The sequence below is a fragment of the Streptodolium elevatio genome, assembly GCF_040649515.1.
GTDB classification, from domain to species: domain Bacteria; phylum Actinomycetota; class Actinomycetes; order Streptomycetales; family Streptomycetaceae; genus Yinghuangia; species Yinghuangia elevatio.
This window is the reverse complement of sequence record NZ_JBEZFP010000038.1, coordinates 1-25,250: the sequence shown is the minus strand read 5'-3', so window position 1 is coordinate 25,250 and position 25,250 is coordinate 1. Positions and strand designations below refer to the sequence as shown.

Sequence of the window (25,250 nt, the reverse complement as noted above, 5' to 3'; positions counted from 1 at the left end):
CTCCGTCGCTGGAGTTGTCGGCTCACCCGAGTGTCCGGGCACGCCGACGCCTCCGGCCACGGGACAGTCCCTCATTCCCTTGGAAGTCCCGTGTGTTCCAGGGCCCTTCGCCGACGGCCCAACTTCCTTTCCGTTCCCGGCCTACGGCACGCTGACGCCCGGCGTCTCCTTCGGGTGGGGTTGGGCCGGGATCGCTTCCCCCCTGGGGTCGGCCGGGGCGTAGGCGGGCTTGCGGAAGACGCGGGTGGCGTGGATCTGGCCCAGGCCCTCGGGGATCTCCGGGTCCGGCTGCGGGAGTCCGGGGCGCAGGTGCTCCTCGACGGAGATGTACTTGAGGCCGGCGCGCAGGTCGGCGTCGTTGCGCAGGCGTACGACCAGCGGGAATTCCGCGAGGGCCGTGGTGTCGAACAGGCCGGTGGTGTAGATGAGCTGCACGCCGAGGGCGTCGGCGACGGCGCGCTGCAGCTCCAGCAGGTAGGACGCGTTCGCGCGGCCGATCGGGTTGTCCAGGAAGAGCGTTCCCGCGTGGCGGTGCCGGGACCGGCCTCGATCGTTGCTGCGCAGGGCGGCCATCGTGCAGTACAGCGCAATGGCCGCGGTCAGGAGCTGGCCACCGGAGAAGACGTCGCCCATCTGCCCCACAGGCACCCGTTCGGCGCGCAGCACGGAGTCCGGCTTCAGGATCTCGACCTGCACGCCGCGCGGTTCGAGGCCCGCGTGCACGCCGCGCAGCAGCAGGGTCATGCCGTCGCGGCGCACCGGGGCGGCATTGGGGCCGCGGCGCGCGGTACGGGTGGCCTCGTCGACGACCTCGCCGAGCCGCTCGGACAGGTGTGCCGCGTCGGGGTCGTCGAACCGGATACGCAGGAACTCCTGCCCCGACCACTCCCCCAGTTCCTCCGGCAGCCGCGAAAGGCGCTGCGCCGCACGGAGGGTCGTCAGTGCCGCGTCGACCATGCCGCGCAGGCGGTCGACGATGCTGTCGCGGTTGCGTTCGATCTGGGCCAGTTCGTCGGTCAGTACGCGCAGCCGCGGCTCGAACGCGGCGGCCCAGGCGAGCGCGTGGTCCGGCAGGGCGGACAGCGGGAGTTCGCGGATCTGCTGGCGTGCGGGCATGCGCACCTGCTCGAACCGGGTGGCACCGGCGTGCCGTACGACCGCCTCCGCGCGCTCGCGCACCTGCCCTTCGGCGGCCGACAGTTCGCCCGCCGCGGTACGCAGCGCGCGCCGGAAGGCGGTCGCCGCCTCGCGCGCTTCCGTCGCGGACCCCTCGAAGGGCGCCGCCGGTTCGTCGTCCGCGGACTGCTCGGCCGCCGGCAGCGTGTCGGTGAGCGAGACCGAGATCTCGGCGAAGACCGAGGCACCGGACTCCGCGTCGGACAGGGCGCGGACGAGCCGCGTGTGGGCGTCCCGTGCGGCCTCCACCTCCTCGCCGCACGTCGCGTGTTCCGCCGCGGCCTCGCGCAACAGCTCCTGGGCGTGCGCCGGATCGCGCGGTACGCGGTCCTCGGGCAGTTCGACGTGCGCGTCGCGGCCGTCGCCGGGTGCGTGCCGTTCGACCTCGCCGCGCAGGCGGCCGAGGAGTTCGTTGGCGGCGTCGGCCCGGCCTTCGAGGGTGCGTACCTGCTCCTCCGCGCGGGCACCGGCGGCGAGCCGCGAGGGCCCGTCGGCGCCGTCGGGACCTTCGAGGAGTTCGGCGGCGTGTTTGCGCACGCGCGCGGACAGACGGTCCAACGCGGCTTGTGCGGCGGCCTGTTCGCTCTCCGCTCGGGCCTGCTCGGCACGCAGGTCGGCGCCGACGCCGACCTTGTCGTAGAGCACCGAGGCGGTCCGGTACGCCTCCCGCAGCGACGGCAGCGCCGCGGGCGGCTCCGACGACGCGGCCGGGTCGTCGCCCTCCGGCGCGCCGCTGATCTCGGCGCGTTCCTCCAGGAGCGCGCGCGTGGTCCGCCGCGCGTCGTCGGCGGCCCGCTGGGCTTGGCGGCGGTCCTGGTCGGCGGCGCGGGCCAGCAGCAGGTTGGCCTCGGCGGCCCGCTCGTGCTCGCCGGTCTCCTGGTCGAGTTCGCGGATGCGGCGCGTCCAGCCCGCGCGTTCGCGGAGGCGGAAGGCGAGGCCGGCGAGGGTGTCGGCGCGGCGGCGGGCGAGCTGGGCGGCGTCCATGCGGCGGTCGCGCCGGTCCACGGCCCGGGCGCGCACGGTCTCGGCCGTCGCGGCGGCGGCCTCGGCCGCGGATCCCGCGGCGCGCGCGGCGACCAGCGCCTCGGTGGCGGCTTCGACGGCCGTGGCGAGTTCACCCACGCGGCCGACCGGGCACGAGGTGCGCCACGCGGCGAGGCGGCCGGCGAGCGTACGGTCGCCGTCGAGGCGGGCGGCCCGCTCGCGGATGGCGTCGTCGCGGTCGGTCGCCCGGCGGCGCAGCGCCGTGCGCTCGGTGTCGGCGGCGCGTTCGTCGTGCATGGCCGGGTTCGGCGGGACGAGGAACACCGCTTCGGCGGCCGGTGTTTCGGCGCGGGCGGCGAGGAGCGCGGCCGGCGTGCCGACCGCGACGGCGGACCGCGGCAGCAGTGCCGCTTCCGCCAACACCTCGCGCGCCCGCGCAATTTCGTGCGGTGCGGTGACGACGACACCGTCCACCAGGTCGGGGTGGGCGTCCAGGACGGACGCGTGGCGCCCCGGCGCCACGGACTGCGCGAGGTAGCGCCAGCCCGGCAGCGCGGGGATGCCGTGCTCGCCCAAGTACTCGACGGCGGCCAGGACATCCGGGCTGGGGGGCAGCAGGCCGCCGTCGCCGAGCGCGGCGAGGATGCGGCTGTCCTCGGCGGCGTCGGTGCGCAGTTGGAAGAGCGCGCGCTCGCCGTCCGCGACCGCGTCGGCGAGTTGGCCGCCCAGGATGTCCGCGGCCCGGTCGAGCACCGCGGCGGGGCCGCCGGGGCCGTCGGCGTCCTGGCCGCTCGGGCCGGCTCCCGAGGAGCGTCCGAATGACCTTTCCAGACCCAGGAGTTCGGCTACGCGCGGTTCGTCCAGGAGTTCCTGCGCGGAGGCCCGTACGCCCTGAAGGTCGTGCTCGGCCGCGCCCAGCTTGTCGGCTGCTCGTGCCGCGGCCAGTTGGGCGCGGCCGCGTTCGGATTCGGCGTCGCGTACGGTCGCCGCCGCCTGTTCGACGGCGGCGCGCGCCTCGCCCCACGCCGTCGCCGCGGACTTCTCCTCGGCGGCGGCGCGTTCGGCGGCTTCCGCCGGGTCGTCCTCCTCGGCGATCCAGCCCGCCTCGACGGCCTGGCCGAGTTCGCTGCCGACCTCGTTGAGCCGGGCGCGCAGGTGCACCGCCTCGCTGCGGGTGCGCTGCGACTCGGTCGCGGCCACGGTCGCGGCACGCTGGGCGGTCTCGCCCCGCTCCTGGAGTTCGGCGGCGCGCTGCTCCTCCTGGTCCGCGCGTTCCTCGGCGACGGCCGCCGCCGCGGTGAGGGCGCGGACCAGCGCCCCGGCCGCGGCCTGGCGGGCGGCGAGGGCCGGGGCCGCGTCGCGTTCGGCGGCCTGGATGGCGGTGGCGACGCGTTCCGCGCGGTCCACGGCGGAGCGCTGGCGCAGCACGGCCTCGGTGCCCAGCCACGCCGCGTGCATGCCGCGAGCCTCGGTCAACTCCCGCTTCAGGGAAGCCCCGTCGGCCTCCGCGGCGGCAAGCCGCATGGTCGCGTGCCGGTGGGTGATCTCGGCGGTGATGAGCGCGGTGTGCGCGCGGGAGCGCTGGGCGGCGTCGACGGATTCGGCCGCCGCGGCGACCCGGTCGGACAGGTCGGCGGCCCGACTGCGCTCGCGGTCGGCGCGCAGCGCGAGTTGGCGGCCGAGCGCGCGGGCGTCCTCCTCGGCCGCGTGGTGTCCGGCGCGGACCCGGGCCCGCTGGTCGGACGCCTCGGCCAGGGCGTGCAGCAGTCCGGTCGCGCCCGCCACGAAGTCGCGCTCGGCCATGAGTTCGGCGCGTTGCGAGAGTTTGGCGGCGAACCCGTCCACGAGGTCGGCCAGCCCGTCGGTGTCGGCGGTGTCCGTGACCGCGCGCAGCAGCAGGTCCACGAAGTCCGCGTCGTTCTTGACCGCGAACAGGCCGGCCGCCTCGCCTTCGTCCGCGTTCATCTCGCGCTGGTAGCGGAAGAGTTCGGGGTCGAGGCCCAGGTGGTTGAGGTGGTCGTTCCAGCGCTCGTGGATCTCCTCCCAGACGACGTCGACGTCCGGGTAGAGCTTGGCGGTCTCGGCGAGGGCGTCGCGGAAGCCGCGCATCGTGCGGCGGCGTCCGGCGGAGACGACCGGCAGGTCGTCCAGGGTCAGACCGGGACCGGGGCGGAACGAGTACCACGCCTCGGCGAACTTGCGCGGGTCCGACGACACCTGGCGCCCGCGCCACTCGCTCACCTTGCCGACCACGACCAGTTCACCGGTGAGGGTGTGCTGCCACTCCAGCGCCACGTGGCCGCAGTCGTCGGCGAGCAGGAACTTGCGCAGGACGCCGGAACTGGCGCCGCCGAGCGTGTTGCGGTGGCCCGGCAGCATGACCGAGAAGATCAGCTTGAGCAGTACGGACTTGCCGCCGCCGTTCTCCAGGAACAGCACGCCCGCGGGTGCGGGGCGGCGCGGCGGGCCGACCGGCTCGCCCTCGAAGAGCTGGGCCTGCCGGGGCGCCGGGTCGGGCACCGGCTCGCCGACGCCGCGCAGGTCGAGCACGGTGTCGGCGTAGCGCGCACCCGCGGGCCCGATGGAGAACAGGCGGACGCGGGACAGCTCGTACATCGGTGGCGTTCTTCTCTCGGCTCGGCGGGGTCAGGACTGGGGGATCGTGGATCGTGGCGCTGGGTTGGAGGCGGCGGGGTCGGACGGGGGGGTCGTACAGCGGGGTCGGTCGGGTCGGACGGCAGTCGGGGAAGCCAGGCGGCAAGCAGCACCGGCGGGTTGCCCGTGCGGTGCCCGCCGCGGACGTACGCGCCGCTCAGACGCCGTGGAACGGCAGCCCCGCCCCCGGGGCCAACTCGCCCGCGTCGTCGGACGGCGGAACCAGTGTCGCGCCGCCGTCCGACACCGGGACGACGCCCAGTTCGAGCAGCTCGCTCATCGCGGCGGTCCCGGCCATGTCCCGCACCTGGAGCTGGTAGCGCGCGGTCGTGCGGTATGTGCCGCCCGCCTCGTCGGACACACGTTGCAGGAACCCGGAGTCGACGAGGAACGCGACCGCCTTGCCGACGATCCCGATCGTCGACGCCGACAACCTGCGCGCGTCCTTGGTGGCGCCCGTCGCGCTGCGCCGCGCGTACACGCGCCACGCGGCTTCCAGGCCGGGCGAGTCGACCGCCGGATCGATGTTCTCCCCCGCCTGCTCGGCGCGTTCCTCCAGGCGGCGGCAGGCCTGCCGCACGAAGGAGTCCACGCCGTGCACGCTGATGCGGCCGACGTACGAGTCCTCCGCCAGGTCGTCGGGGCGGGGGAACGCGAGGGCCGCTATGGCGAGATGCGCCAGCCCGTGCAGGAACCGGTCGGTGGACTCGGACGACGCGCGCCGCGCGTAGTCGCTCATCCGCACCGCGAAGACGGAGTCCTCGGCCGCGGTCACCGCCATTCCGGCGCGCGGCGACACCTCCAGTACGACGAGGCCCAGGCCCGCGGCCACGGCGTCGCACAGTGACGCGAAACGCGGGTCCTCGCGGTGGCGGCGGACCAGTTCGGCGTACTCCGCGTCGCGCGCCGGCAGCAGCTTCGGCTGGAGGCCGAACGCGACGAGGCGGGCCGCGTCGCTGACGTCGCCCGGCGTGATCGGGGCAGGCTGGGGCGGGCCCGCGTGCGGGGCACCGGCGTGCCCCGCGGCGCCGGCCCCGACCCCGGCGAGGTGGCGGTCCTGGACGGGGAACCCGGTCGGCTCGGTCATGCGGTCCCCTGCCCGTCTTGCGATACGTCCATCAGGCTGATCACGTCCACGTCCACGTCCACGTCCACGCTCGCATCCATGTCCATCTCCGGGACGCCGTCGCCGCGTTCGCCCGGGCCCGCCCCCGATCCCGGGACCGTTCCCGGGCCGGCCTCCGGTTCCGCGGACAACAACGCGGTGCCCACGATGAGGTCGGCCCCGCCCACCTCCGGGTCGTCCAGCACCACGCCGTCGTCGATCGCCACGAGCAGCGACCGGTCCCCCTGCCGCAGCGCGGTGCCGACCGGGGGCGACGCGGCGTGGAAGGCCAGCAGCGCGACCAGGTACGGCAGGTCGGGGTCACCCGCGCGCGCCTCCGCGAGCAGCCCGGACAGCCGGCGCGGCGCGTCCGGCGGCAGGTCCAGCAGCGCGGCGGCCGCGTCGTGCTGGGCCTCGCTGAAGCGGCTGTCGTCCGGGGTCGCGACAAGGTCCGGCTCGGGAATCTCGGCCCCGAGGTGTTCGCGCTCCAGGGGCGGCGTGAGCAGGAGCTCGGTCAGATCGTGCAGGCGTACCGCGACCGGGGTGCGCAGCCCGGTCCCGGACGCGAAGAAGCTGTCGGTGACCGAGCGGGCGTCGCCGACGCCCAGTTCGAGGACCGGGCGCAGGAGTTGGCCGTACAGATCGAGTCCGGGGCGCTGCGGGCGGGCGGCGAACGACTGCCGGTCCTGCTCCGCGCGGAACAGCGGCCCGGCCTCCATGAGTCGGGTCTGCAACTGCGTGTGGCGGCGGATGCAGTCCTGCACGATGTCGACCAACTCGGCGGCGCTGCGCTTGTGCTCGGGCTCCTCGGCCTCGTCGCGGGCCCGCCGGATGTTGGTGAGGATCGCGTTCTCGTGCCGGTAGCGCTCGGCGACGTGGTCGAGCGCCTCGTCTATGAGGTCGGGTACGGCCTTGAGCCAGTCGACCGCGCGGACGTTGCGGCGGGTGGCCTCCAGGGCGCGGCGCAGCGTCTCGGCGTACTGCACCGTGCGGTAGCGGGCCTGTTCGGCGGCGAACCGCGCCTCGGCGAGGCGGCCGCGGCGGATCAGGTGTTCGAGTTTGACCTCGGCGGCGATCTGCGCGCTCGTGACGTCGGTGTCGAGCGCGCCGACGAGGACGTTGACCGCCTCGTCGGTGGCGCGCAGGAAGATGTCGCCGTTCGGGCCCGGCACTTCCTCGAGGAGCTTGAAGTCGTAGTCGCGCCGGACGTATCCGCCGCCTTGCGTCAGCGTCCCGTAGACCGCCCGGAAGCCCCGGTCGACGCTGCCGACGTTGATGAGGTTCTCCAGCACCCAGCGGGCGACCCGCTCGTGCTCGGCCGCGCCGCGCTCGGGGGCCTGCGCGGCGACGCGCGGCCGGAGCCGGGCGACGACCTCCTCGTGATCGGCGCCCGTGTCGAAGTCCATGGTCACGGTGACCAGGTCGATGGCGGTGAGGCCGATCTCGGCCATCGCGTACACCGAGTACTCGCCCGCGAGATTGACCTTGCGCGCCTCCAGGTCGTGCAGCGGCGCGGTGCAGGCCAGCGCCTTCAGGCGGCGCGCGAGCCCGTCCTCGGTGACCCCGGAGCGGTACGGCACGGCCCCGGGGAGGTGCGGGGCGCTGTGCGGGGTGCCAAGAGGGGCAGCCTGGGCGGAAACGGTCACGGTCGACAAGAGTAGAGCGTCGGGGCGACAGTCCCGGCCGTGCCTCGCCGGTGTCGTGGGGAGCCGATTGCTCCGGTCGGACGCGGCCGGTCGAGGGGCCTTCGGTGGGCAACGCTACCCGATCGGGTGCGCCCGCCCGGGGGCCGTGGTCGCGGCGGGGGTCGACGTACCGTCGGCGCGGGATCGTCGCTCTGTCGTCACGGGGTCGTCGCCGGGTCGACGCGACGTCACCGGGGCGTCGGCGCGGGGGCGTCGCTGCCTCGGCACGGCGCCAACGCGGCGCCGTCGCGGTCACACGGCGGCCAGCCTCTGGCGTGCGGCCGCGCGTACGCCGTCGTCCTCGGCCGGATCGCGGGCGAGTGCGCGCAGTTGTTCGGGGACGCCGTCCACCCGCATGTCGGCCCGGTCCACGGCGAAGAGCCGGGTCTCGGCCTCGCAGTCCCACAGGCAGTCGACGGCGGTGGTGGCGGTGAAGTCGGGCTCTATGCGGGCGAGGGTGTCCACCGCCCGTGAGCGGAGTCCGGCACAGGGGCTGCCGCGGTAGACGTCGCGCACCGGGTCGAGCGCGTCGGCCAGGCCGAGTCTGCCCACGCCGTCGACGAGGTCGAGCAGCTGATAGCGGTCGCGGTCGGGACGACAGCGGCGCAGTGCGGCGATCAGGGCCGGTCCGTCGGTCTGTTCGCCCGCTCCGGCCAGTATCCGCACGGCCACCTCCCCCAGCGCGCCGTCGGCGCCGAGCCAGCCTCTGGCCCGGACCACGGCCTCACCGGTACGCAGCCCGCCGACCGCCTGCACGGCCGCCTGGCGTACCGGGACCGGTGAGTCGTCGGCCAGCGCGGTCTCGGCCAGGTCGAGCAGCGCGGGGTCGCCGACGTCGCCCAGGTAGCGCAATGCCGCTATCCGCGCACCGGCGGCGCCCGACCACGCGGTGGCAAGGATCAGGCCGCGGTGCTCCGCGGTCGCCACCGAGGCGAGGCGTCTGCCGCACACAAAACTGCGGCGCGGACTCGCGGCGGCCTCCGACAGCACCTGGTCGACGGTCGGCCGGGTGCCGGGGTCGGCGGGCTTGCCGCGCGACAGTTCCCAGCGCCACCAGTCCAGGTCGACCTTCTCGACGATGGACCGCATGCGCGGGTCCTGGAAGCCCCACACGCGCCAGGGGCGCATGCCGGAGCCCCGTCGTACGCAGTCGTACAACTCCTCGTCGTCGCCCCGTTCCAGGGCGAGGACGAGCATGCCGTGCAGAGCCATCGGGTCCGTGGCGCGCGTCAACTGCTCGACGGCGATGGTCCAGTCGCAGCCCTCGGCGGCGTAGCGGCGCAGCAGGGCGACGGCGTCGTCACGGCCGGCCCGGGCGAGGTCGCCCAGGACGGCCAGCGGCAGTGCGGTGCGCTCGGCGTCCTCGTCGGTCCAGTCCTCGTCGCACAGGAGGTGCGCGGCGAGGGTGTCGAGCGGGGCGTCGAGCCGGGCGTACAGGCGTGCGTAGTAGAGGGAGCGGGACTCCGTCGCCGGCACGGCGCGGGGATCTCGCAGAACACAGGAGTCCAGTGCGGCGACGACCTCGGCGCGCGCGGCGTCGCCGACGGCGGCGAACGCCCGGCGGGCGCCCTCCCCGTGGCCGCTGCGCAGCAGCGCGAGCAGGTCGCTCTGCGGCGGGTGGACCGCCGGGGCGGCCGCGGGATCGGCGGTCGCGGCCGCCTCGATCGCGGCTCGTGCCCGACTGGTCATGACTTGTTCCTGGCTGGATCGAACATGCCGCCAGCATCCGGGTCCCCGGATCAGGGGGCAACAGGATTTCACCCACATGAACGCCGGGTGGCCTGGAACGGACCGTTTTGCGGTCGTCGCCGGGCCGGGCCGTGCGGGTTCAGGCCTGCCGCGGAAAGCTGATCCGAGGCCGGTGCCGCCGTACTGCCCGGTAGTCCTCGTCGGGCAGCGGGGTGAGCATACGGGCCGGGACGTACGCCTCCTGCGCGCAGGTCCGCGTCTGCACCTCGCCGGCGTGCGCGACGGCGCCCCAGACGGGCCAGCTCACGCGGGCCCGCCAGGTGCCGTCGCCGTACTGGTGCCAGCTCACCAGCGTGACGTCGAGGTGCTGGCCGTCCGGCAGCCGCAGCCGCACGCGCGGGGGGCGCGTACGGCGGTGCGGACGTGCCAGGTCGGGTGTGCTGCGCAGGTCGGCCGGGATCCCGGGGGCGGCGAGTGCCGCGTCGGTCGGCTCCGACGCCGGAGCGGGAACCCGCGCCTCGGGGGGCGCGGGGTCGTCGCTCCGGGCGGGGCGCACAGTGGTCGCGGCGTGGACGGATGCGGGGGAAGCGGCGTGCCCGACACGACGTGCCGTACCGGCGCCGGCCCCGGTCTTGGTGCTGGTCACGGGGCACATTGTGGAACGCGGACACCGCCGTGTCGGGGCACCTTCACGGCCCGGTCATGCCAACCACCCGTGTGGCGCAAGCCGCGTGGACCGCACTACGAGACGACGCGCAGGTCCGGCGGGCCGCCCACGGGCAGGCCGAGCATGATCGCCAGGTCCTCGGCCAGGTGGGCCGCCTGGGCGAGCGTCAGACGCTCGATGGTCCACTCCTCGGTCGGCCGCCCCTCGGCGTCCGTGTGCGGCCCGAACCGCAGCTCGACGGGACGCTCGGCGTCCGTGGACCGCAGCACGGGGACACGGGCCACCAGAGTCACGTTGTTCGACATGCGGTTACTCCGATCGTCGGGGCTCGTCGAGCCCGAGAGACTTATCGACACACATCGACACCTGCCCCCCACCTCTTGAGCCCCCGCCAAGGTGACCTCCCCCACATCACGCCGCAACTGGACAGACATCAGGCCGACACAGCAGGGCAGCGGACAAGAAACGGCAGGCGCGACAAGCGCCCAATTGCATAGGCGCTCCGACAGGCCCGACCGGCTGATCCGGCACTCTCCTCCCCTACCGCACACGACAACGCGCCGCGGGGGAGGAGCGGAGCAGTGGGGTCGGAGTCGACGAAGGGCGGTTGAGCAAGGTCGAGACTGCGGGGTGCTTTGACCGCTGCGCCTCCACGGGACCGCGCACTTGCTCCCATTCCCGTCCCGCCTGCCTCTCGGAAGCGGATTGACGCCCCGCCGCACAACAACGCGGCAACTGCGGCAGGGAGGCGGCTGTGGTGTTTCGACGGCACGAGACCAGATGCTCCGCACTCGTTCCTGCTCCTGCGCCGCTTCCGGCATCTGCCGTCTCGGGGGCGGATCCGACCGCGGGGGCGCGGGAACGGGCGTGGGGCAACTGTCTCGTCGGCTTGTGGCGGCGGGGTGGTTGGGGTGCGGGGGGTATGGCTACGTGGGTGAAGCGGGTACCACCATGGGAAGCGATGGTTCGGCGGCGGGACGGGGCGCGGCCGGGCGCTGGTGGTGCCGGGAGGGTGTCAGCGTGATGGAGGCGTGCGAACCGCTCGTACCGGACGCCGCCGAGCGTCTGCTGGATCTCGCCGTCACACATCCTGATCCGGCGACGCGGGCGGATCTGCTCGCGATCCTGGTCTGCGTCGCGCTGCCGGAGCAGTTGCGGCCCCGGCTCTCGGTGACGCTGATGGACGCGCTGTCGGTGGCCGACGCGGATCTGTTCCCCGATCTGGTGCGCACCGCCGCGGGCAGCGACAACCCCGCCGTGGTGATGTGGGTGCGCGCGTTCGCCGCGACGCCGGGGCCACGGCGGCCCGCCGCGCTGGAGGCGCTGGTCGACGCCGGCGACCGCGACGTCGGGATCGAGTTGCAGCACCTGATGCGCTCGCCGGAGGCCGGCGACCGCGTCGTCGCGCTGCGCCTGCTCGCCCGGTGGCGGCGGCGCGGCGGGGCGGGGGTGGACGGCGAGGACGGGGGCACGGGGCCGCCCCCGGAGGTGGCGGTCGCCAACGGGCATCTTGCCGTCGTCGACACAGCCGACCTGGCCGCGGATCCGGCGCCCGCGGACGACGCGTGGCGGCCGACGTACCACGGGATCCTGCGTGTGGTGGGCTCGCGGTGGTTCGAGCTGATGCAGCGTCACCCGCCCATCCACGCAACGTCGTTGCCGCCCGAACGGCTCGGACCGCTGCTGGTGGACCGGCTGTTGGACAGTGCGGTCGCGGTGTCGGACGTCGCGGCGGTGAACGGGTCGGGGCACCCGCGTACGGTCGAACTCCGCGAGTGGCCCTCCGAGATGCCGTCCGAGACCGCGGTACGCCTCGCGCGCGAACTGAACGGCGCCTACCTGCCGGACCGCACCGGGCTGTTCCGCCGCTACCGCCTGGCCCGCCGCGGCGAAGGGCCCGATCTGGCGGTGTCCGCCCAGACGTTGGCCGAACTGGCGGGTGTAGGGCCGCCGGTGGTCGCGGTCAACGAGATGCTGGGCCCGCTGCTGTCGCACGACCCGAACGAGAGCGCGGACGCCGCCTCGTTCCTGCGTACCGCCCTGGAACAGGCCGCCGCAGCCCGGACGCACGGGGCGTACCACACCGATCACTGACCACCGGCCCGCGCGGGAACGGCGCGGTTGGCGGCGAACGCCCTCGGCCCCGGGGCACCGAGGTGATCTCGATGCGCCGGGGCCGCACGGTTGGCTACTTCTGTTGACGTGTCGTCAGGTCGGCTCTCGGCGGGCCGGACGGTCGAGCGGCGGGATCAGACCGCGCTCAGGAAGGCCTTGACGATCGGGCCCGCCGCCTTGCCGCCGGACTCGCCCTTCTCGACGATCACCGCGACCGCGATGTCGCCCTTGAAGGCGATCATCCAGCCGTTGGTGAGCACCTGGCCGCCCTCGCTGAACTCGGCGGTACCGGTCTTGGCGCCCTCGGCGACGCCCTTCAGCGACTCCGCGGTGCCGCCCGCCACCACGCTCTGCATGAGCGCGCGCAGTTGGCCGGCGATGGCCGGGTCCACCGGCTTGCTCGCGGCACGGGCCGGCGGGGCCGGGTCGGTGACGATCACCGGCTGGTTGAAGGTCCCGGACTCGACGGTCGCGGCGACCGAGGCCATGACGAGCGGGCTCGCCTGCACCTTGCCCTGGCCGATCATCGACGCGGCCTTCTCGTTCTTGCTGGCCGCCGGGGGCACCGAACCGTCGAACGTGGTGGTGCCGACGTCCCACTGCTGGCCGACGCCGAAGACATCGCTCGCGACCTTGGTGAGGGTGTCGTCCTGCAGGCGGTCCGACTGCGCGATGAAGCCGGTGTTGCACGACTGCATGAAGTCGGCGCCGAACGTGGCGTCCGGGATCGGCTTCAGGTCGTCGTAGTTCTTGAACGTCTGGCCGTTGACGACCAGCGTGTTCTCGCAGGGCGCCTTGTCGGTCGGCTTCAGACCCGACTGCAGCAGCGCGGCGGCGGTGACGGTCTTGAACGTCGAGCCCGGCGCGTACCGGCCGTTGAAGGCGCTGTTGTTGCCGTTGGCCGGGTTGTTGGCCGCCGCCAGGATGCCGCCCGTCTTGGTGTCGATCGCCACGATCGAGGCGTTCTTGTCCGACGCGGCCATGACCTTCTCGGCCTCGGTCTGCATCTTCTGGTCGAGGGTGGTCTTGATCGGCGTGCCCGGCGTGCCGCCCTTCTCGTAGAGCGTCGCGACCTCGGCACCGCTGCCGTTCTTGACCGTCACCTTGGTCGTCGGCGTCCCGCCCAGCTGCGCCTGGTAGCGGGCCTGGAGGCCGCTGGTGCCCACCTGGTCGCCCGCGCCGGCGTTCTCGTAGCCCGGCTTCTGCAGGATCTCGTCGGTGGCCTCGCCGACCTGGCCCACGATCTGCTTGGCGACGGTGGACGTCTGGAGGGTGATGTCCTTGATCACGATGGCCGGGCCGAACCGCTCCAGCTTCGGCTTCGCGATGCGGTCGAACTTGTCCTTGCTCAGGTTGACGACGAAGACCGCGTTCTCCGGGTTGGACTTGGCGACCTGGTCCTTGAGCTTGGGGATGTCCTTGTCGAAGACCGGGTCGGAGAGCGCGGCGTAAATGGCGTCGGCATTCGCGCCCATCTTGGACGGCCACAGCGAGATCGACACCGCCGGCATCGCGCCCGCGAGGTTGCCGCCGTTGCGGTCGAGGATCGACGCGCGGTCAGGGCTCTTGCGGACGTTCGAGAACTTCCAGCCCTCTTCGAACTGCGGGTGCAGGATCTTGGCCTCCCAGTGCACGACCGCCTTGCCGTCCTTGTTCACCACAGGGACCGCGGATTCGATCGTGAGGGGCTCCGGCACACCCGCGACGGTGAGCTTCGCGCTGTACGCGAGGCTGCCCGGCTTGTCGTCCTCGCCCTTGGTGTAGCCCTTCGCCGCGTACTCGCCCTGCCGCAGCTGCAACTGCTTGCGCGCGTCGTTGAGTGCGGCGGTCGCCTTGGCCGGATCGTCCGTGAGCGCGGCTGCCTTCGGGATGTCGTTCGCCTGCCAGGCGGCAAGGAATTCCTTCGCCGTCGCCTCCGACGTGTCCTTCTTGCCGCCGTCGTCGCTGCACCCGGTGAGCGCGAGCGCGACCACGACGGAAAGGGCCACCGGCACCGCCGAGGGAATCCGTCGCCTTGTCCTGCCCACTTACGCCTCCTGCTTAGCCGCCAACCGCCGGGTCCCCGGCCGTACGTGCCGCCACGCTACCCAACGCCCCGACGCACGGAAGCCCGGCGGTGGATTCGGGCCTCGGTTGTGACCGACCTGTAGATGTTCAAATCCTCTGGTACGACCAGTTCTCGGCGAACGCCTGCCCCGCGTGCGGACATGGACACGCATCGTCAGATCGGATGACGCGACGGGTGGCTCCTCATCCTCTCGCACGAAAACTGCTGCCGCACGGAAACCAATACGAGGGGATGCGCGTCGGATAGAGACATGGGGCCGTACGGCACAGGCCCAACGGACATCCGGTCGGGGAGTGCCGGTCGAGCAGGAGGAGAACGGGGCGATGGGGACCACGAGGATCGCCATTCCGACACCACCGCGGTACGGGTGGCAGGAGGACGCGTCCTGCCGGGGAATGGACGCGGCATTGTTCTTCGGCGACGACCAGGAGCGTCCCGGCGAACGCCGGGCCCGCGAACGCGTCGCGAAGAAGGTGTGCATCAGCTGCCCGGTGCGGCGGCTGTGCCTGGACCACGCGCTGACCGTGCCCGAGCGGCGCGGCGTGTGGGCCGGGATGGGGGAAACGGAGCGGGCGGCATTGCTGCGGGAACGCGAGCACGCCGCATAACCCGCGGACACCTGGGTGGTGTCGACGGGCAAGAGCGGTAACGCCGAACCGGGCGTCGCGGGGGCGGCCGGATGCCATCAGGACGCGACGCCGACCGGCCCCCTTCCGGCGGCGGAGCGTCCGCGGGGCGAACGAGCGTGCTGACAGTCGGCCGTCAGGCCGCCGACGGTCAGCCGGGCAGGTCGGCTTCCGCCACGAGGCCGCGCACACCCAGGCGTTCGCGTACGCGCGGCTCACACGCGTCGACGATCACCGCGACGCCGGCCCACTCGGCACCCGCCTCCGCGACCATGCGCCGCACGGCATTGGCCTGCGCGCCGGACTCGATCCACTCGTCCACGAGCAGCACGCGGTCCTGCGGGCCGAACAGGCGCCGCGGCGCCATCAACGTCAGACCCCCGTCCTGGTAGTCGGGGGGCGTCTGGGCGCGCAGCATCGGGTCGTCGCCGTCGCGCTGGCCCTCGCCCGCGATGCGGTACTCCTTGCGAACCTCCACAAAGCCGACGCCCAGGTGCAGCGCGGTGAGCGGCCCCAGCACGAGGCCGCGCGTCTCGATCCCGGCCACGACCGTCGGCCGACCGGGCGCGTCGGCAGGGCGCGCGCCCTGCCCCGTCTGCCCTGCGTCTGTCTGCCCTGCTGCTGCCGCACCCGCGGCTTCCCCTGCCGCTTCCCCCGCGTGCAGCTCGGCGAGCGAGGGTCCGAGCATGCGCAGCAACTCGGGGTCGCGCCACCACCCCGACAGGTCCGCGAACTCGCCGACAGGCGTGTCTCGCCACGCGAACGTCTCCTGCAGTCGCCGGACGACTCGCTGACGGTCCGTCACACCCATACGCGGATAGCCCGCCCTTTCTTGCCCACCACCCGGACGACCGGCAAGGCTACCGGTCACACCACATGGAACACCGGCCCCCTCGGGGTGAAGGGCAGCCGCGCGCCGCGTGGCACCAGGAACGCGTGTTCGCGCCGCACGACCACCCGGTCGCAGTAGCCGTCCGTGATCACCAGGATCGGCCCGTCCGCCGGGAAGTCCTCGGCGCGCTGAAGCAGGTCGACACCCGGTTGCAGCACCGTCCCGCCGCGGCCGCGGACCCGTACGCTCCCCGCGATGTCCTCCACCGCCATGTACCCGGCGTCATAGGCCGCCGCGTCGCAGAACACCACACGGGCGCGGGGCACGTCTCGCGCACTCGCGTACGACGCGATCGCCCCCAATGCCTTGCCCAGCAACTCGGGGTCCATCGATCCCGACGTGTCCAGCACCACGCCGAACGTGCACTGCTCCACGGCCTCCTCGGGGAGGTGGCGGCCCGGACGCGGGATGTCCGGGGTGGCCGCCTGGCGACGCGAGGCACGCGCGTACGAGCGGCGGTACTCGGGCGCGCGCACGTGCTCGTCGAACCACCGGGCCAGCTTGGCGTCCCAGGCCAACGGGGGGTGTCCGAGCGCCCGGATCTCCTCGATCAGTCCCGCGGGCACCAGTCCCCGCGACGTGTCGTGGTACGCCAGTCCGGTCGACAGCGCGCGCCGGTAGAAGGCGTCCAGGTCGACCGCGTCGCGCCGCCCCGCACCGCGCTCCCAGGGCGCCGGCGGCGTGTTCTTGCGCTCCCGGTGCCGCGTGCCGCGGCGGTCGGCCGACTGCGGGTCGCACAGCCAGTAGTCCCCCAGCACGTCGCCGGTCTTGCCGCCGTGCGTACGTCCCCCGACCGTGCGCAGTTTGCGGGCCCGCCGCAGGTCGGTGGTGAGCGTGTCGTACACCGCCTCCGCCGACAGGCCGCTCAACTGCGGGTCGTAGAGCAGCCCTTCGGGCATGTCCCCGACACCCATCTGGACCAGCCAGTCGTTGATGACGAAGTCGCAGGCGATGTTGAACAGTTCCGGGTCACGGCCCTCGACGCGCCGGTCGTGGCCGAGCGCGGCGTGCAGCATCTCGTGGGCCAGCACGAACCGCCACTCCTGCCGCGTGAGGTCGGCATGCGGATTGACATAGATCTCCCCCGCGCTCGCGCTGACCGCCGCAATGGAGATGTCCCAGACGCGCGCCACCGCAGGGTCGTCGACGATCGTCAAGCCCGCGGCGAGCGCCCCCAGCAGCGGGTACGCCGACACGAACCAGTTGAGCGCGATGTCCCACGGCCCTTGAGACGCTTTGCGCCGCACACCCCCGGCCTGCGAGTTCGCCTGGGCCATGGCGTCCTGCGCGGCATTCGCCAGACTGCGCGCGAACGACGCCGTCCAGTCGTAGTCCCACGGCCCGCACGTGGCGTCGTAGCCGCGCGGCTCGGGCAGATGGTCGAAGCACGGTCGTCCACCGTTCGCGCCGAGGCCGCGCAGCTCCGGCGGAATCCCGGTCTCCGCCCAGCGTTCGGCAAGCGCGGTCTCGTCGCCATTGGGCAGCGGCGGCTGGTGCACAAGAGGTACACCGACGCGTACCGCCTCCTGGGCGAACCGTTCGACCGCGACACAGCACGCGACCGAGTACGCCTCGGGCACCCGCCCGCCAGGCACCGCACCGGCCTCGCGCAAGCGGTCCGGCGCGACATGGCCGAGCCCGAGGTGCAGCAGCAGATGGGTGAACACCCAGGCCCATTCCTCGGGTCGGCCGTCCTGGTAGGAGTTGACCTGGATGCCGCCGCGCGAGTCGATGCGCGCCCAGGCGACCGGCGGCCCGTCCTTGGCATCACGCACGTACGCGCCCCGTGCGAGCCCCTTCAGCGCCCAATTGTCCGCGGCAAGCTGCCAGCCGGCGTCCCGGGTGCGGAGGCGGCGTGCCGCGCGCTCTTGTGCGGGCCTGGACACGCCGTCACTTCCCCGCGCGGGCCGCGACCAGACGGGGCATGTCCTTGGCCGCGTCGACGAGGAACCAGCCGGGCAGCCGGGAGTTGCCGTGTTCGTCGTCGGCGATCACCAATTGGGCGATCTCCAACGAGATCTCGGCCAGCTCGACGAGCAGGGCCTTGGCCCGGAACGCGAACTGCCGCACGGCGGGCGACGCGTGCCGCTTGTCGGCCGGCAGGTCCTTGGCCATGCGGGCGCGGAACGTCTCGGCCAGGAAGTACAGCAGGTCGCGGTCCGCCGGGGCGGCCGGCCAGCGGGCGTCGCCCTTGAGGATCGCGTCCAGGCCATAGGCGTTGCGCACGGTCTTGAGGTACGCGAGGAACCCGGCGGCGTGCGTGGCCGTCAGGGTCCCGTGCGCGAGCAGTGCCACGATCTCGGTGCCGCGCGGGCCCGAGACGGCGTCGCCATACGAGGCGAGGGTGTCGGACAGCATGTGCCAGCTACGCGGCGTGGAGAACGGCTCCTCGCTCTTGGGCGGCGGGCTCCACAGGTGGTCAGGACGCTGCGTCAGGTATTCGACGATCCACGGGTGGATGCCCGCGTGCACCGCCCACGTCAGCCAGTCGGCGGCGGACGCGCGCAGATGCACGTGGACGAGGCGGTTCGCGAGCGCGGACGACATGGGACGCGCGAGCGCGTTGTCGGTCGCCCGGTTGCCCGCGCCGACGACGACCGACCCCTCGGGCAGTTCGTACGTGCCTATGCGCCGGTCGAGGATCAGGCTGTAGAAGGCCTTCTGCACATCGGGGGACGCCGCGTTGAGCTCGTCGAGGAAGAGGCAGTACGGCTCGTCGCGGGCGATCTGCTCGGGCGGGCAGAAGCGGCTGCGCCCGTCGACGATCTGCGGTACGCCGATCAGGTCCTCCGGGGCGAGCTGCGTACCGAGGAGCGACACGCACTCAAGGCCGAGTCCCTCGGCGAACTGCCGGATCATCGCGGACTTTCCGATGCCGGGCGCACCCCACAGGAACACCGGCCGCACGACGGCCACATGAAGCAGCACCGCGGGCAGCGCGGCGGGTGTCACGGTCACGGAAGACTGCACAGATGGTCCTTTGACAGGTGGGAGAAGGGGGCGGCACCCGATCGGCCTCGGCCGACGGCGTTCGGCGGCATTCGGGCGAACATCCGTGCGACGCCGAGGAGAAGCGGAGCACGGAGAACCGGTGGGAAGCGAACGGAACCGGACGGCACGCGGAGGCCCGGGACATGGCCTCCGCACGGATGCGCACAGGGCGGGTGACCGCGTCCAGGGTGGCGGGAGGGCCCGTACGATGTCACCCGGTTTTGCGCGCCGGGCCGCAGATGCCGCTTGAACCGTTGACCTTCCTCTAACGTGTGTCACAGACGACTGATCACCTCCGGGGAGGCCCCTCGGAGCGGCCGTCCACCTCGGAACGGCCGCGCAGGCCAGAACGACCAGGTACTAGGAGAACGCCCTCGATGACGATGGTGCGGCTGCGGCGGCAGGACCCGCGCGTCGTCGGGTCGTACCGGCTGCTGCGCAGGCTCGGCGCGGGCGGCATGGGCGTCGTGTACCTGGGCACCGACCGGCACGGCAAGAAGGTCGCGCTCAAGCTGATCCGGCCGGAGCTGGCCAACAACCCTGAGTTCCGGTCCCGTTTCGCGCGCGAGGTGGCCGCGGCGGCGCGCGTACGCGGCAACCGCACGGCCCCGCTGGTGGACGCGGACCCGGAGGCGGCCCGGCCGTGGCTGGCGACCGCGTACGTCCCCGGCCCGTCGCTGCAGCGCCGGGTGGGTGAACGCGGACCGCTCGGCTGTGTCGAACTGGCCCGTGTCGGCTCGGCGGTCGCCGACGGCCTGGTGTCGGTGCACGCGGCCGGCGTCGTGCACCGCGACGTGAAGCCGTCCAACATCCTGCTGTCCCCCGACGGCCCGCAGATCATCGACTTCGGCATCGCGTACGCCGACGGCGCCGGCACGCTGACCCATACGGGTACGGCCGTCGGCTCCCCCGGCTTCCTGGCACCCGAACAAGTGCGCGGGCAACCGGTCACCCCGGCCACCGACGTGTTCGCCCTGGGGGTCACCCTCGCCTATGCCGGGCGCGGGAGTTCGCCCTTCGGTTCGGGCCCGGTCGACGCGCTGCTGTACCGCGTCGTGCACGAAGAGCCCGACCTCGAGGGCGTCCCCGGCCCCGCGATGCCGCTGATCTCGGCGTGCCTCGCGAAGGATCCGCTCATGCGGCCCAGCGCGGAGGAGGTACGCGACCGACTCGCCGTGCTGGCGCGCCGTCAGGCGGAGGCCGCCGGCGACTCCGGGCCGCGCTCCGGCTCGGTGCGCACCGGCGGCGTGAAGTCCTCCGGGCCGGGCCCCGGTTCGGGCGGCTACCCGGCACAGGGCTCGGGCCCGGGCGGCGGCCAGGGCGCGAAGGCCGGTCCCGGACCCAAATCGGGGGCGGGACCGAAGTCGGGTGCGGGACCGAAGTCCGGCGCGGGGCACAAGTCCGGATCGAAGGCGCCCGGCGTCGCGGGTATCGCCGCGGCGCTCGCGGCCTCGACGGGTCCGGGGGCGAACTCGGGACCGGGTGCCGGGCCGGGTGCCGGTTCGCAGGCGCACGGAGGCGGCGGCGATTCCGACCCCGACACGGGCCGGAACCGCGCCCAGGGGCGTCCCGGGGCACCCCGGGGTACCGCATCCCCCGGACCGCGCTCGCGAGGCGGCTCGACGTCCGGTGCGCGGCCGTCCGCCCAACGGCGGCGCCGCCGCGTCCTGATGCACCAGGCCATCGTGTTCGTGATCGTCACCGCCGTCGTCGCGCTCGCGATTGCCGCCTTCCAGGGCGCCGACGGCGACTCCGGGTCCCCGCGGCCCGCGGACAACCCGCTGCCGACCGAGACCGTGGGCGCCCTTGCCCCGGCGGCCACCGCACCGGCCGCCGACTGGGCGAATCGCACGTACGCCGACCCGACGGCCGGCGGGGCGTCGCTGACCCTCATCAACGGGTCGGCGACGGTGGGCGCGGACCGCGTCGACCTCTCCGAGACCGTCCCGGCGACCTTCGTCGGTGAGCCGGCCGTCGTCGTCGTCCTGACCCGCACGCCGGGCGCGGGCGGTCCGGTGACCCAGTTCGTCGAGTTGTTCCGCTTCGACGGCGGAGTCCCGGTGCCGCTCGGCGTGAAGGCCGTGCAGACGGATCCGCGCGCGACCGCCACGAAGTGGACCGTAGAGCCGGGGGCGATCCTGCGCACGGTCACGATCCCCGGCGAGGCCGACGTCGTGAGCCGCTACGCCGTACGCCCCGACGGCACTCTGAGCTGAGCGCCGCCCGCCGACGGGCGCGCTCGCCCGGCGCTGCCGGGGCCTGAGCGGCCGAACGCCGTCGGCAGCAGTCCGGCGCAAGCAACCCCCAATTGCCACATACGGGCGCGCAGGCGATCGAGGCGGCGCCGAGGAAGGTTCGCCGGATCCGGGGTGTTCGGGTGCTTTGCATGGCCAGACGCAGCCGGTGAGGTCTCCCAGCACCGCAATCGGCGCCCGGTGCGCAAGGCCCGATGCCCGGTGCGTGATCGACAGTTCGCCCCCGTCCACCGACGGCCGTCTGTCACCGTGTTCTCCCGCCTGAGCCAACTCCCGCTCACTGGCTGCCCACGCCGCATGCCGATCGGAACCGCCTGCAATTGCGCGCCAGGGCTGGGGGCTGACCGAGGACAGCGCATGCACGCGCCCGCCGAGTACGGCGGTTCACGGCCACGGCAGTCTGTGGTGCTCGTGCCCTTCGGCTCCTGCTCCGCGCCTCCGACGCGGGTGTGACGCACGGCCGTCACGCATGGATGCGCACTTACGCGAAGACGCAGGCACGCAAAGGCGCGGGTACGCGAAGGCGCCCTCCGCCCCGGGGAATCGGGTGGAGGGCGCCTTCCGCGTAACGGTGTCCGGTCAGCCGAACTGGCGTTCCAGGTCCTTCAGTTTGCGCTCCAACGAGTCGAGGCGCGGCAGCGTCATCGTGTCGTCCTCGGCGGTGAGGTCGATGACGTCGCGTTCGCGTTCGGCGGCAGCTCCCTCGGTCGGCGCGGGAAGGGCAGGACGGCCCGCGGAGTGCGGGGCGTCGAGGGTGGAGGCTGCGGGGCCGGATGTGCTGTCGGCTATGGCCGGCTCCGAAACAGCTTCGGAGCCCCCACCTCCCGGCAGCGCCGCGATCTCCTGACGCGGGCCGGAACGGCCCCAATTGCGGCCGTCGCCACGGCTGATCGCCTTCAGTTGCGCGCGCTCGCGCTTGCTCTGCAGACGGCGCCGCTCCCGCGTGTCCTGCTTCGCACGGCGGTCGTCGCGGACCTCCTCGACGGCTTCGTCGAGCGTACGCACGCCCTCGAGCAGCATGAGCGACCAGGCCGCGTACGTCTCCCGCGGTGCGCGCAGCCAGCGGACGATGCGGATCTGCGGCAGCGGCCTCGGGATGAGGCCCTGTTCGCGCAGCGCCGCACGGCGCGTCTGCTTCAGCGCGCGGTCGAACAGCACCGCGGCGGACAACGACATGCCCGCGAAGAACTGCGGCGCGCCCGCGTGGCCGATGCCGCGCGGGGCGTGCACCCAGTTGAACCACGCCGAGGCACCCGCGAATGTCCAGACCAGGATGCGGGATCCGAGAGCCGCGTCGCCGTGGCTGGCCTCGCGCACGGCGAGGACGGAGCAGAACATGGCCGCGCCGTCGAGGCCGAGCGGTACCAGGTACTCCCAGCCGTCGGTCAGGCCGAGGTTCTCGCGGCCGAAGCCCATCAGGCCGCGGAACGACAGTGCGGCGGCGATGGCGGCGCAGCAGAAGAGCAGCGTGTACGACGCGATGCCGTACCAGAGCTCTTTCCGCCTTCGTCGCTCTTGATCGCGCTCCCAAGTGTCGTCGCCGGCCAGGGCCACTCCGGTGTCGCGCTTGGACCGCAGCAGGTACGCCACCAGTGCCACGAGGAGCACGAATTCGACCAGGCCGACGACGGCCCAGGCCAGGGGTACACCCATGATCTTCATGAAGCCGTTGTGCCTCACTTCCCATACCTGGTCCGGACCGCGGACGCCGGTCCCCCGTGAACCGAGCGAATCGGCGCGCGCCGGACCGGAGTTCGGAGCGTTCCCTGCGCGCCGGATCCCCCCTCGTACGGCGCCCTATCTTGGCGGAAAATCCGCTCCGCGTATCCCGAACGGCGGAACAACCCCTGTGCGAGTGAATGGCGCTTCACCCTTGAGGGGCCTGTCCGCGTCCAATGGGCGCGTGGTGATGGGGCGGTCCGAAAACCGGTGCGGTCGGAAACCCGACCGCCCGACGATACAGCCGTTCGGGTGATGCGTGCGCCGCCGCACCGGCTCCCGCGCGTAAACGTCGGTGAAAACCGGATGACAAGCGGGTGCCGACACCTGGAACCTTGCCGCACAACGGACATGACGGACCCTCACCAGGACGGACGTGAAAAGCTGACCGGGATGACCGCGTACAACGGACTCAAGCTGCACCGCCGGACACTTCGCCTCGACGGCCGTTCCTACACGGTCCTGGGCCTGCGCCCGGGCACCGCGGAACGCTTCGCCGTCAACGAGTTCCACGGCACCTGGCACGTCGTCACCCACCGCGCTGGAGCACTCCTTTTGGGCTCCCTGCTTTGGGGCATGGCGCACCAACGCGCACAGAACACCGTCTTGGTCGTGGACCGGCCATTCCTGGACACAAATCCATTCGATGCGGAACCGTCACCGCCGATCGTGATCGCCCCCGCGCATTTGGCGCCCTTCGGTGACCGCGCGGCCCGCGAACTCCGGCGCCGTCTACCGCTTTCCACGCCCTCCGAAGGCACGGTCCGATTGCGCACCTCCGGATACGCGGAGGCGCTCGCCGACACCCAGGCATGGTTCCGCAACCGTCCGCCTCGGCACTTCCACGGCTACGACGAGCGGCACCGCCGCCCGGTGATCGGCGTACGCGCGGGACTGCTCGTGCTGCCCGGCACCGCGGAGTGGCTGCGCGAATGGGCGGTGGAGATCGGTCCGCTGGACCCGGCGCGGCCCGGAGCGGCATCCGGTCTCGGCATGGTGTACGACTGCATCCACACCGATTTCAGCCTGGAAGTCCAGGTGTTCGACAACTACCACGACCGCGTCACCGCGGCCCGCCTGGCCCGCGAACAACTCGAGTCGGACCCGGCGGCGCCGAAGGACCCCGACAGCCTGCACCCCCTCGTCTGGGACCGCGGCACAACCATCCACACCCGCATGCGCCGCAACCGGACAGCACGCCAACCCCGTTCGGCGCCCCGCACCACGCCCTGACGCACGCCCCTGCCCTACTCCTTCTTCACGAGCCGACACAGTCCGCCTGCGCGTGGAAGAAGGCAATCGCCTCCGTCCGCGCATCGTCGACGCGACCGCGACCCGCGGCCCGGTACGCAAGCACCAGTTGCTCGTAGGGCTGCGGCGCGTACCCGTCGGGATCCCGGACCAGCCACTCAGGCCGCGCCCCGCGCCATCCGCTGCCGCCGCGTGGTCGTCGATCGTCTCGTAGCGGAAGTGGTGCAGTCGCAACCACCGCGGCCGTTCCGCGCGTTCGTCCTGCAGCACCCGGGCGGTCGCGCGGTTCAGGCCCACGAGTCCGTCTTCATCCGACCCGCGCGGGGTCAGCATCAAGGTGTCGGCACGCAGCGCGCGTACGTCTGTGTTTCCGACCGTCAAGTTGGCTTCGCCGCCGACGACATGCGTACCGGTGAGGTCCGCGTCGCCGCGCGTGTCCAAGTTGGTGGCATTCGACGGCAAACCCGCCCGGGACGGCGATATGGCAGCCGCGCAGGCGCATCGACACCACCTGGGTCGCGTTCAACCGCAACGTGTGGTCCAGATAGGCCCCTTCGATCAGGAGGCCGAAGGGCAGGTTGAGCGCGCCCAGATCGGCTTCGCCGACGATGCGGGCGCCGCGCACCGCAGTTCGGCCGCAGGTGAGCTGTTCTCGGCCGCCTCCGCCAAGAGTGCGCAGCGCGGTCCCGCGTACCCGCTGATCCCCAACCGGAGCCGATGCGGCGTCGGTGGCGGCGTGTCCGGCGCCGAGGTCGGCGGCACGTCCCTCCCGCCATGCCGTGCGGACCCGTTCCTCTGCCGCCGTGAAACCTCCACCGCCCCCTCCGCCCCCAGTCGTGCCCATCGCCGGCGCCTGCGCGTGCCGGCCGCGCACCGGCGTGGCACCCTGCCCCGCCTGGGAGTTCGCCGATCGAGGTCAGGTGCGCAGGGCGCGTTCGAGGGCGAAGGTGCCGGCTACTGCGGCGGCGATGAGGCAGGGCGCCATCTGCTCGGCGGTGACGGCGGTGAGGTCGGTCCATGTGTCGTGGTCGCGTCCGCCGGGGCGGGAGGCCACCAGGATCGCGGCCAGGGACCACTTGAGTGCCGTGGCCAGCGCCCATCCGCCCAGGATCCCGGCGGCCACGCGGTACGGCCGCGCGAGGCCGCCGACCAGCAGGACGATGCCGGTCATCGCCACGCCCATGACGCGCGCCGATCCCTCGGGCGCGGTGACCAGGACGGACGCGGAGCCCAGCAGCGCGCACACGAGCGCCGCCACGGTGGCCCCCGGTCGCGGGCGCAGGCGCGCCCGGTACAGCAGCAGGAGCGCGGCGAGCATGCCGGTCGCCCACGCTGCCAGGTACGGGGCGTAGTCGAGGATCGCGTGCACGCC

15 protein-coding genes and 1 pseudogene are annotated in these 25,250 nt (G+C 73.1%); 4 read left to right on the top strand and 12 right to left on the bottom strand.

Translation table 11 applies throughout. The annotated features are described in order from the left end of the window. Window positions 1-141 precede the first annotated feature (141 nt). The 6 genes from AB0C36_RS16870 to AB0C36_RS16845 all read right to left on the bottom strand — a co-directional run bounded on the left by AB0C36_RS16870 (window position 142) and on the right by AB0C36_RS16845 (window position 10,266). A complete protein-coding gene (locus AB0C36_RS16870; protein WP_358354621.1) occupies window positions 142-4,776 on the bottom strand; it encodes a hypothetical protein in 4,635 nt (1,544 codons plus the stop codon). A 196-nt stretch (window positions 4,777-4,972) separates the two neighbouring features. Then, window positions 4,973-5,902: a hypothetical protein gene (locus tag AB0C36_RS16865; RefSeq protein ID WP_358354618.1), complete on the bottom strand. Its 930-nt coding sequence runs from the start codon at window positions 5,900-5,902 to the stop codon at window positions 4,973-4,975. Further along, on the bottom strand, window positions 5,899-7,500 hold the full coding sequence (locus tag AB0C36_RS16860; protein WP_358354721.1) for a hypothetical protein: 1,602 nt from the start codon (window positions 7,498-7,500) through the stop codon (window positions 5,899-5,901). Before AB0C36_RS16860 ends, AB0C36_RS16865 begins: the two co-directional genes overlap by 4 nt. 357 nt (window positions 7,501-7,857) lie before the next feature. Then, window positions 7,858-9,294, bottom strand: a complete 1,437-nt coding sequence (locus AB0C36_RS16855) for a HEAT repeat domain-containing protein (RefSeq protein WP_358354615.1) — start codon at window positions 9,292-9,294, stop codon at window positions 7,858-7,860. A 139-nt stretch (window positions 9,295-9,433) separates the two neighbouring features. Then, window positions 9,434-9,940, bottom strand: a complete 507-nt coding sequence (locus AB0C36_RS16850; protein WP_358354613.1) for a hypothetical protein — start codon at window positions 9,938-9,940, stop codon at window positions 9,434-9,436. Window positions 9,941-10,035: 95 nt separating this feature from the next. Next, window positions 10,036-10,266, bottom strand: a complete 231-nt coding sequence (locus tag AB0C36_RS16845; protein WP_358354610.1) for a hypothetical protein — start codon at window positions 10,264-10,266, stop codon at window positions 10,036-10,038. Window positions 10,267-10,912: 646 nt separating this feature from the next. On the opposite strand from AB0C36_RS16845, the gene AB0C36_RS16840 reads away from it, so the two are divergent. Continuing rightward, window positions 10,913-12,055, top strand: a complete 1,143-nt coding sequence (locus AB0C36_RS16840; RefSeq protein WP_358354608.1) for a hypothetical protein — start codon at window positions 10,913-10,915, stop codon at window positions 12,053-12,055. Between the two features lie 155 nt (window positions 12,056-12,210). Here the strand turns inward: AB0C36_RS16840 and AB0C36_RS16835 are convergent, their stop codons facing one another. After that, window positions 12,211-14,103, bottom strand: coding sequence for a penicillin-binding transpeptidase domain-containing protein (locus AB0C36_RS16835; RefSeq protein ID WP_358354605.1), 1,893 nt, complete (start codon window positions 14,101-14,103; stop codon window positions 12,211-12,213). Window positions 14,104-14,467: 364 nt separating this feature from the next. On the opposite strand from AB0C36_RS16835, the gene AB0C36_RS16830 reads away from it, so the two are divergent. Next, window positions 14,468-14,752, top strand: a complete 285-nt coding sequence (locus AB0C36_RS16830; protein ID WP_358354603.1) for a WhiB family transcriptional regulator — start codon at window positions 14,468-14,470, stop codon at window positions 14,750-14,752. 169 nt (window positions 14,753-14,921) lie between these two features. Here AB0C36_RS16830 and AB0C36_RS16825 read toward each other — a convergent pair whose 3' ends face one another. From AB0C36_RS16825 to AB0C36_RS16815, 3 genes are all read right to left on the bottom strand, one after another. Further along, complete coding sequence (locus tag AB0C36_RS16825) at window positions 14,922-15,575, bottom strand: phosphoribosyltransferase family protein (RefSeq protein ID WP_358354600.1); 654 nt, start codon at window positions 15,573-15,575, stop codon at window positions 14,922-14,924. 62 nt (window positions 15,576-15,637) lie between these two features. Continuing rightward, window positions 15,638-17,548 (bottom strand): vWA domain-containing protein, encoded by a 1,911-nt coding sequence (locus AB0C36_RS16820; RefSeq protein WP_358354597.1) that lies wholly within the window; start codon window positions 17,546-17,548, stop codon window positions 15,638-15,640. Window positions 17,549-17,552: 4 nt separating this feature from the next. Then, window positions 17,553-18,632, bottom strand: a complete 1,080-nt coding sequence (locus AB0C36_RS16815) for an AAA family ATPase (RefSeq protein ID WP_358354595.1) — start codon at window positions 18,630-18,632, stop codon at window positions 17,553-17,555. Window positions 18,633-19,030: 398 nt separating this feature from the next. Between AB0C36_RS16815 and AB0C36_RS43240 the strand changes: the two are divergent. Next, window positions 19,031-20,014 (top strand): annotated as a pseudogene (locus AB0C36_RS43240) (serine/threonine-protein kinase); the annotation flags it as partial. A 1,473-nt stretch (window positions 20,015-21,487) separates the two neighbouring features. On the opposite strand, the gene AB0C36_RS16805 reads toward AB0C36_RS43240, so the two are convergent. Further along, window positions 21,488-22,561: a DUF2637 domain-containing protein gene (locus tag AB0C36_RS16805; RefSeq protein ID WP_435839057.1), complete on the bottom strand. Its 1,074-nt coding sequence runs from the start codon at window positions 22,559-22,561 to the stop codon at window positions 21,488-21,490. A 417-nt stretch (window positions 22,562-22,978) separates the two neighbouring features. On the opposite strand from AB0C36_RS16805, the gene AB0C36_RS16800 reads away from it, so the two are divergent. Continuing rightward, window positions 22,979-23,860 carry a hypothetical protein gene (locus tag AB0C36_RS16800; RefSeq protein WP_358354588.1) on the top strand — a complete coding sequence of 294 codons (882 nt, stop codon included), beginning with the start codon at window positions 22,979-22,981 and terminating at the stop codon, window positions 23,858-23,860. Between the two features lie 934 nt (window positions 23,861-24,794). On the opposite strand, the gene AB0C36_RS16795 is transcribed toward AB0C36_RS16800, so the two are convergent. Next, on the bottom strand, window positions 24,795-25,250 hold a 456-nt coding region (locus AB0C36_RS16795), incomplete at its 5' end, for a hypothetical protein (protein WP_358354585.1).

What these genes read in the sequence shown, in the direction of transcription:
- AB0C36_RS16870 (WP_358354621.1), bottom strand. Translation starts at nt 4,776, where the DNA reads ATGTACGAGCTGTCCCGCGTCCGCCTGTTCTCCATCGGGCCCGCGGGT.
- AB0C36_RS16865 (WP_358354618.1), bottom strand. Translation starts at nt 5,902, where the DNA reads ATGACCGAGCCGACCGGGTTCCCCGTCCAGGACCGCCACCTCGCCGGG.
- AB0C36_RS16855 (WP_358354615.1), bottom strand. Translation starts at nt 9,294, where the DNA reads ATGACCAGTCGGGCACGAGCCGCGATCGAGGCGGCCGCGACCGCCGAT.
- AB0C36_RS16845 (WP_358354610.1), bottom strand. Translation starts at nt 10,266, where the DNA reads ATGTCGAACAACGTGACTCTGGTGGCCCGTGTCCCCGTGCTGCGGTCC.
- AB0C36_RS16840 (WP_358354608.1), top strand. Translation starts at nt 10,913, where the DNA reads ATGGGAAGCGATGGTTCGGCGGCGGGACGGGGCGCGGCCGGGCGCTGG.
- AB0C36_RS16830 (WP_358354603.1), top strand. Translation starts at nt 14,468, where the DNA reads ATGGGGACCACGAGGATCGCCATTCCGACACCACCGCGGTACGGGTGG.
- AB0C36_RS16805 (WP_435839057.1), bottom strand. Translation starts at nt 22,561, where the DNA reads ATGGGTGTACCCCTGGCCTGGGCCGTCGTCGGCCTGGTCGAATTCGTG.
- AB0C36_RS16800 (WP_358354588.1), top strand. Translation starts at nt 22,979, where the DNA reads ATGACGGACCCTCACCAGGACGGACGTGAAAAGCTGACCGGGATGACC.